General features: G+C 63.8%; 5 protein-coding genes. All 5 read left to right on the forward strand.

The window, feature by feature from the left end; genetic code table 11:
• Positions 1–257 precede the first annotated feature (257 nt).
• A complete protein-coding gene (locus ABW043_RS07390; RefSeq protein WP_353920575.1) occupies positions 258–2,060 on the forward strand; it encodes a methyl-accepting chemotaxis protein in 1,803 nt (600 codons plus the stop codon).
• A gap of 12 nt (positions 2,061–2,072) precedes the next feature.
• Positions 2,073–2,534, forward strand: a complete 462-nt coding sequence (locus ABW043_RS07395; protein ID WP_353920576.1) for a chemotaxis protein CheW — start codon at positions 2,073–2,075, stop codon at positions 2,532–2,534.
• A gap of 55 nt (positions 2,535–2,589) precedes the next feature.
• Positions 2,590–3,468: a CheR family methyltransferase gene (locus tag ABW043_RS07400; protein WP_353920577.1), complete on the forward strand. Its 879-nt coding sequence runs from the start codon at positions 2,590–2,592 to the stop codon at positions 3,466–3,468.
• 13 nt (positions 3,469–3,481) lie between these two features.
• Positions 3,482–4,600 carry a protein-glutamate methylesterase/protein-glutamine glutaminase gene (locus tag ABW043_RS07405; protein WP_353920578.1) on the forward strand — a complete coding sequence of 373 codons (1,119 nt, stop codon included), beginning with the start codon at positions 3,482–3,484 and terminating at the stop codon, positions 4,598–4,600.
• The coding region (locus ABW043_RS07410; protein WP_353920579.1) for a hypothetical protein at positions 4,597–6,283 on the forward strand (1,687 nt) is incomplete at its 3' end. The genes ABW043_RS07405 and ABW043_RS07410, both read left to right, overlap by 4 nt.

Raw genomic sequence — 6,283 nt, forward strand, 5'->3', positions numbered from 1 at the left:
TCGCGGCAAGGCCAATACCGGCGGCTTCGAACTCGAACTCGACGGCGCTGCGGACGATCTCGACAACGAGTTCAGCCGCGCCGGCGCAGCATAACGGCACTGAAGGCCAGAAGTCCTTCGCGTCCTTTGCCGATACGCAATGCTTCAAGATCGTGGGCCGGACCTTTGCCCGGCCCCAAAGCAACCCACCCGGTTTCGGCCGGCCTCTAAATGACTAAGGGACGCAGGAGCGTTCTGTCGGACAAGGACGATCTCGAATGAGATTCACTATCAAACTGAAGCTTGGCCTGGCCTTTGCCGCGGTCATCCTGATCTCGGGCCTGATGACTGCCTTCTCGATTTCCAACCTCGGTTCGCTCAACGACGCGATTACGCGCCTTGTTGACGGTCCGGCCGCCAATCTGCGGGAATCGAACGACCTCGCCAATGCGGTGCTGCTGGCCACCCGCGCCGAGAAGAACCTCATCATGAACGGCAATGCCTCTGAAATTCAGGGCTATGTCGACACCGTCCTGACCAATCGTGGCCAGATCGAGCCGCTGCTCGCCAATCTCGAGCAGGACACCGATCCGACCATTCGCGAAAAGGCAACGGCCTTCCGCCAGCTCTTCCCGCGCTGGGTTTCGCTGCAGGACCAGATCCTGACCCTTGGCAAGCAGAACACCGTGGAATCCAACGATCGCGCCGCAGCGCTCTCCATGGGTGAAGCTGCCACGGTCAACAACGAGATGATTTCGCTCCTCGACGACCTCAACGGCCTTGTGGCCGACGACATGGCCGTCATGGATCAGGAAACCAACGTTCAGTACGAAAACTCGCGCAGCCTGCTGTTCGCGGCGACCGGCCTGACCCTCGTTCTCTCGATCGGCGTGGCTCTCTGGATCTCCATGACCATCAGTGCGGGCCTGCGTCGTGCCATTGGTTTGGCTGACGCCATCAGCATCGGCGATCTCAACCAGAAGATCGAACACAAGGCCAATGACGAGATCCGCGATCTCGCCAACTCGCTGATGGTGATGACCGACAACCTGCGCGCCTCGGCCACCATTGCCGATCAGATCGCCGGCGGCGACCTGACCGTCGAACCCAAGCGCTTGTCGGAAAAGGACACGCTGGGTATCGCGCTCGAACGCATGGTCGAAAAGCTGCGCGACGTGATTTCCGACGCCATCGCTTCGGCCAACAACGTCTCGGCCGGCGCCCAGGAAATGTCGGCAACCGCCGAACAGCTTTCCCAGGGTGCGACCGAACAGGCGTCCTCGACCGAAGAAGCTTCGGCTTCCATGGAAGAAATGGCCGCAACCATCAAGCAGTCGGCCGACAATGCCAGCCAGACCGAAAAGATCGCGCGCCAGTCCGCTGCCGACGCCATCGCTTCGGGCCAGGCCGTGACCAATGCGGTTTCGGCCATGGAAACCATCGCCGACAAGATCCTCGTCGTGCAGGAAATCGCCCGCCAGACCGACCTGCTCGCCCTCAACGCCGCGGTGGAAGCCGCGCGCGCCGGCGAACATGGCCGCGGCTTTGCGGTCGTCGCCTCCGAAGTGCGCAAGCTGGCTGAACGCTCTCAGGCCGCTGCTGCTGAAATCTCGACGCTGTCGGGGACCACGGTCAAGGCGGCCCAGTCGGCTGGCGAAATGCTCAACAAGCTCGTGCCGGACATTCAGCGCACGGCCGAACTGGTTGAGGAAATCACCGCCGGCAGCCGTGAGCAGAATGCGGGCGCGGCCCAGATCAATACGGCCATCCAGCAGCTCGACAAGGTGACCCAGCAGAACACCTCGGCCGCTGAAGAAATGTCGGCAACCGCTGAAGAGCTGGCAAGCCAGTCCGAACAGCTCCAGTCCGCCATCAGCTACTTCCGTCTTGGCAATACCGCGACGGCCGCTCTGGCCGCTGCGCCCAAGGCCAAGCGCGATCTGAAGAGCGCCGTCATGGCCTCGGCGCCGCACATGCACAAAGCTGCAGGCCGGCCCAAGGCCAATGCCGGTGGCTTCGATCTGTCGCTCGACAACGGTTCGGACGAGATCGACGAAGGCTTCACCCGTATCTCGGCCTAACAAGAGGGTACCATGGCTGACCATAATCAATATGTGACCCTGGGCGTGGCGGAGGAGCTCTTCGCCGCCCCGGTCACCAAGGTCCAGGAAATCCTCGACATGCGCGTCATTTCGCGCCTGCCGCGGGCCCCGGACAATTTCCTCGGCATCATCGACGTGCGCGGGCAGGGCGTGCCCGTGCTCGACCTGCGGCTGACGCTCGGCATGGAGCCGGCAGCCGATACCGAGACGACGCGCATCGTCGTGCTCTCCGTCAACAGCGCCGCCGGCCCTGTGACGCTGGGCCTGCGTGCCGACCGCGTCTTCGAGGTGACCGTGCTCGACAGCGAGACGCTCGATCCGCCGCCGAACTTCAATGCACGCTGGCAGGACCACTGCATCGAGGGCATCGGACGGCGCAACGGCGCATTCGTGACCGTGCTCGATCTCGACAAGCTTCTGGGCGAGGGGGCTGACGTCCTCTCGGCCGCCTGAACATTTCCGACCCGCGCCGCTTTTGGCGCGGGCCCCTCTCCCCTTGGAGACCAGAGTGGCTCTAGTATCGCGTGCCCCAATTCTTGAAGCCGATGGCGAAGACCATCTGAGCCAGGCCGACTTCGCCAAGATTTCCGCCCTGATCGGTTCGGAGGCTGGCATCCGCCTGCCGCCGGCCAAGCGCCTGATGGTGGAAGGCCGGCTGCGCCGGCGCCTGCGCGCGCTGCAGATCGCCACCTTCGACGCCTATTGCGACTATATTTTTCGCCATGATGGGCTCAAGGCCGAGCTGCCCTATCTCATCAACGTGGTGACGACCAACAAGACCGACTTCTTCCGCGAGCCCGAACATTTCGAGCTGATGCGCTCGAAAATGGTGCCCGAACTGCTGGCGGCGCGCGATGGCGAGCGCAATCCGCACCTGAAGATCTGGAGCGCTGCGTCCTCGACCGGTGCCGAGGCGTTCACCTGCGCCATGGTTCTGGCCGACATGGCCAAGGCCTCGAAGAACTTCCGTTTTTCCATCCTTGGCACCGATATTTCGACCGATGTGCTCGATATGGGCCGGCGTGCGGTCTATCCGGCCGAGCAGATCGTGCCGGTGCCCCAGTCGATGCAGGCGCAATACCTGATGTGGGCCCGCAAGGCGGGGCTGCGGCCTGATGTGCGCATCGTGCCTGAACTGCGGCGCCTCGTGCAGTTCCACCGGCTCAACCTGATGGATGAGAAGTATCCCTTCGACCGGGATGTCGACATCATCCTGCTGCGCAATGTGCTGATCTATTTCGACAAGGCTGACCAGGCCAAGGTGATCAACCGACTCGTCGGCCACCTTCGGCCCGGCGGTTATCTACTTCTTGGTCATTCCGAGTCCATGATCGGTACGTCGATCCCCGTCCGGCAGGTTGCACCTGCCGTGTTCCAGCGCGTGTGAGAGCTGATTAGTCATGAGTAAGATCCGCGTGCTGATCGTCGACGACAGCGCTTCGGTCCGCACCACGCTGAGCGAAATCATCTCCGCCGACCCTGACCTCGAGGTCATGGCGACGGCGGCGGACCCCTATGTGGCGGTCGAAAAGATCCGGCACGAAGTGCCCGACGTGATCTTTCTCGATGTGGAAATGCCGCGCATGGACGGCCTGACCTTCCTCAGGAAGATCATGTCGCAGCGGCCCATTCCGGTGGTCATCTGCTCGGGCCTGGCGCAAGCCGGCTCCGATACGCTGATGCAGTGCATGGAAGCGGGCGCCGTCGATGTGGTGACCAAGCCGCGCGTCGACACCGCCCAGTTCCTGCAGGAATCGCGCATGCGCATTTGCGATGCGGCCAAGGCCGCCGCGCATGCCAAGATGAAGGGCCTCAAGAAGGCTGCGCCGGAACTCAAGGTTGAAGCCAAGCTGACGGCCGACGCCGTGGTGCCGCCGATTTCGGACGCGCGCCGCGACAGCCTGATCGCGCGCATGCCGGTGACCGAGCCGATCATTTCGATCGGCGCCTCGACCGGTGGCACCGAAGCTTTGCGCGAAGTGCTGGAAGAATTGCCGGCCAATAGCCCGGCCATTCTCATCGTCCAGCACATGCCGGAAAAATTCACCGGCGCCTTTGCCCGCCGGCTCGATTCGACCTGCGCCATCACGGTCAAGGAAGCCGAGGATGGCGATCTCGTCATGGCCGGCCGCGCGCTGATCGCGCCGGGCAATGTGCATATGCAGCTCGTGCGCAATGGCTCGCGCTATACCGTCAAGATCGTCGAGGGTCCGCATGTGTCCCGGCACCGTCCTTCGGTGGACGTGCTGTTCCGCTCGACCGCCCAGGCTGCGGGGCGCAATGCGCTCGGCATGCTGCTGACGGGCATGGGCGATGACGGTGCACGCGGCCTTCTCGAAATGCGCCAGATGGGAAGCCCGACCGTGGCGCAGGACGAAGAGAGCAGCGTCGTCTTCGGCATGCCCAAGGAAGCCATCCAGCGCGGCGCCGCCGGCCGGGTGCTGCCGCTCTCGCGCATGGCGACCGAAATCGTGAACTTTGGCCGCAACGCTCCAAAACCAACCGGAGGCATGGCATGACCAATAATAACAAGCCCCAAGCCAGGGATATCTCTGCTCTCTCGACCGCTCTCGCCAAGCCCCGGCAGGAGATCGAGGAGGCCTTCGTTTCCGTCGGTTCGCGCCTTTCCGAAGGCGCAGCGATGCTCAACAGGCTGACCCGGCAGTTCGAAGCGCTTCCAGCCGCCCTGCAGGGCGAGGAAGTGAGCGAAGCCTCGAGCCAGTTGCGCGCCGTGGCGCGCACGGCGCTGCAGCTCACCGAGGATTTCGCCAAGGAAAAGGCCGACCTGACCCGTTTGGTGCAGGTGGTTTCTGCCGCCAACAGCCCGATCGGGGAACTGCGCCGGACCGTAAAGATGATCGGCATCGTCTCGATCAATGCGCGCGTCACCGCCGCCGGCATTGTCGGCGACAGCGACGACTTCGAGGTTTTTACCACCGACATCTCGACCCTGTCGGATTCGGCGCGCTCGACCATTCATGAATTCAGCATGGTCTATCGCCAGTTGGTGACGGAGGTGGCCCAGGCCGCCGGGCAGCGCGACCGGTTCGACGCCGCGCACGCCCATACGCTGACCGAACTGGCGCACAATCTCGACGAAACGCTCGAAGCGCTCGACCGCCAGCGGCAGTCGGCGGTGGCAAGCTCGGCCGAGACCGGCCGCGTGTCGCGCCAGATCGTCGGCCGGATCGGCAGCGCGGTGATGGCGCTGCAGGTGGGCGACTCGACCCGCCAGCGTCTCGAACACGTTGAGGCGGGGCTCGATTGCCTCGCCGATATCGTGGGCAGCGACGAAGCGCTTGGCGACGAGGCCCTGACGGCCCTCAGCCTCCTCGAACAGGAACAGCTACGCGCGACCGCCGCTGACTTTGCCGGCGAAGTGGGCGAAGCCGAACAGGCATTGCAGGCGCTGGCAAGCGATGCCGGCACCATCATGGCCCGCAGCCGCAACCTCTATGGCGATGGCGATAACGAAGCCTCGGCTCTGACGGTGCTGAGTGCGCAACTGCGCGTTGCGACCGAAATCCTGCGCGACTGCGAAATGGAACGCAGCAAGCTCGAAGCGGTGGCTGCTGCTGTGCAGCAGACCGTGTCGATCCTTCTCGGCCATGTCGCGGCGGTGCAGGATATCGAATCCAATATGCGGCTTGTCTCGCTGAACGCCGCGGTGCGTTGCGCCCAATTGGGTCCGCGTGGCGCTTCGCTCACGGTGATCGCTTCGCAGTTGCGCGAACTGACGACGGAAACCGTGGTGGCGGCAGAAGCCGCAATGGCGCAGCTCGATGAAGCCTCGGCCCTTGCCGGCGCCTTTGGCGCTGCGGCAGGCGGGGACAATGCCGGCCAGATCGGGCGACTCGAACAGCAGGCCAATCACGCCATGACGTTGCTCACCCGGCTCGACGAGGGCCTGTCGGCGGCCATGGAAAGCCTCAACGCCGATGGCCCGAAAGTCATCGCGCAGTTGCAGGCTGCGGCGAGGGGTATCGATGGCCAATCCCGGTTGGCCGAAAACATGGACGACATCGCGATGCAGATTGCCGCGCTCTCGTCCGAAGCCATGCCGGACGCGCTGGCGGAGGAACTGACGCCGGTGCTGGAGCGGTTGCGCAAGACCTATACGATGGAAGCGGAACGGCAGATCCATACCCGGCTCTTCGGTGGCGCTGTTGCAGCGCCGGTGGAAGAGGCGAGCGACGACATGG

This window comes from Devosia sp., from assembly GCF_040509215.1.
Lineage (GTDB): Bacteria > Pseudomonadota > Alphaproteobacteria > Rhizobiales > Devosiaceae > Devosia.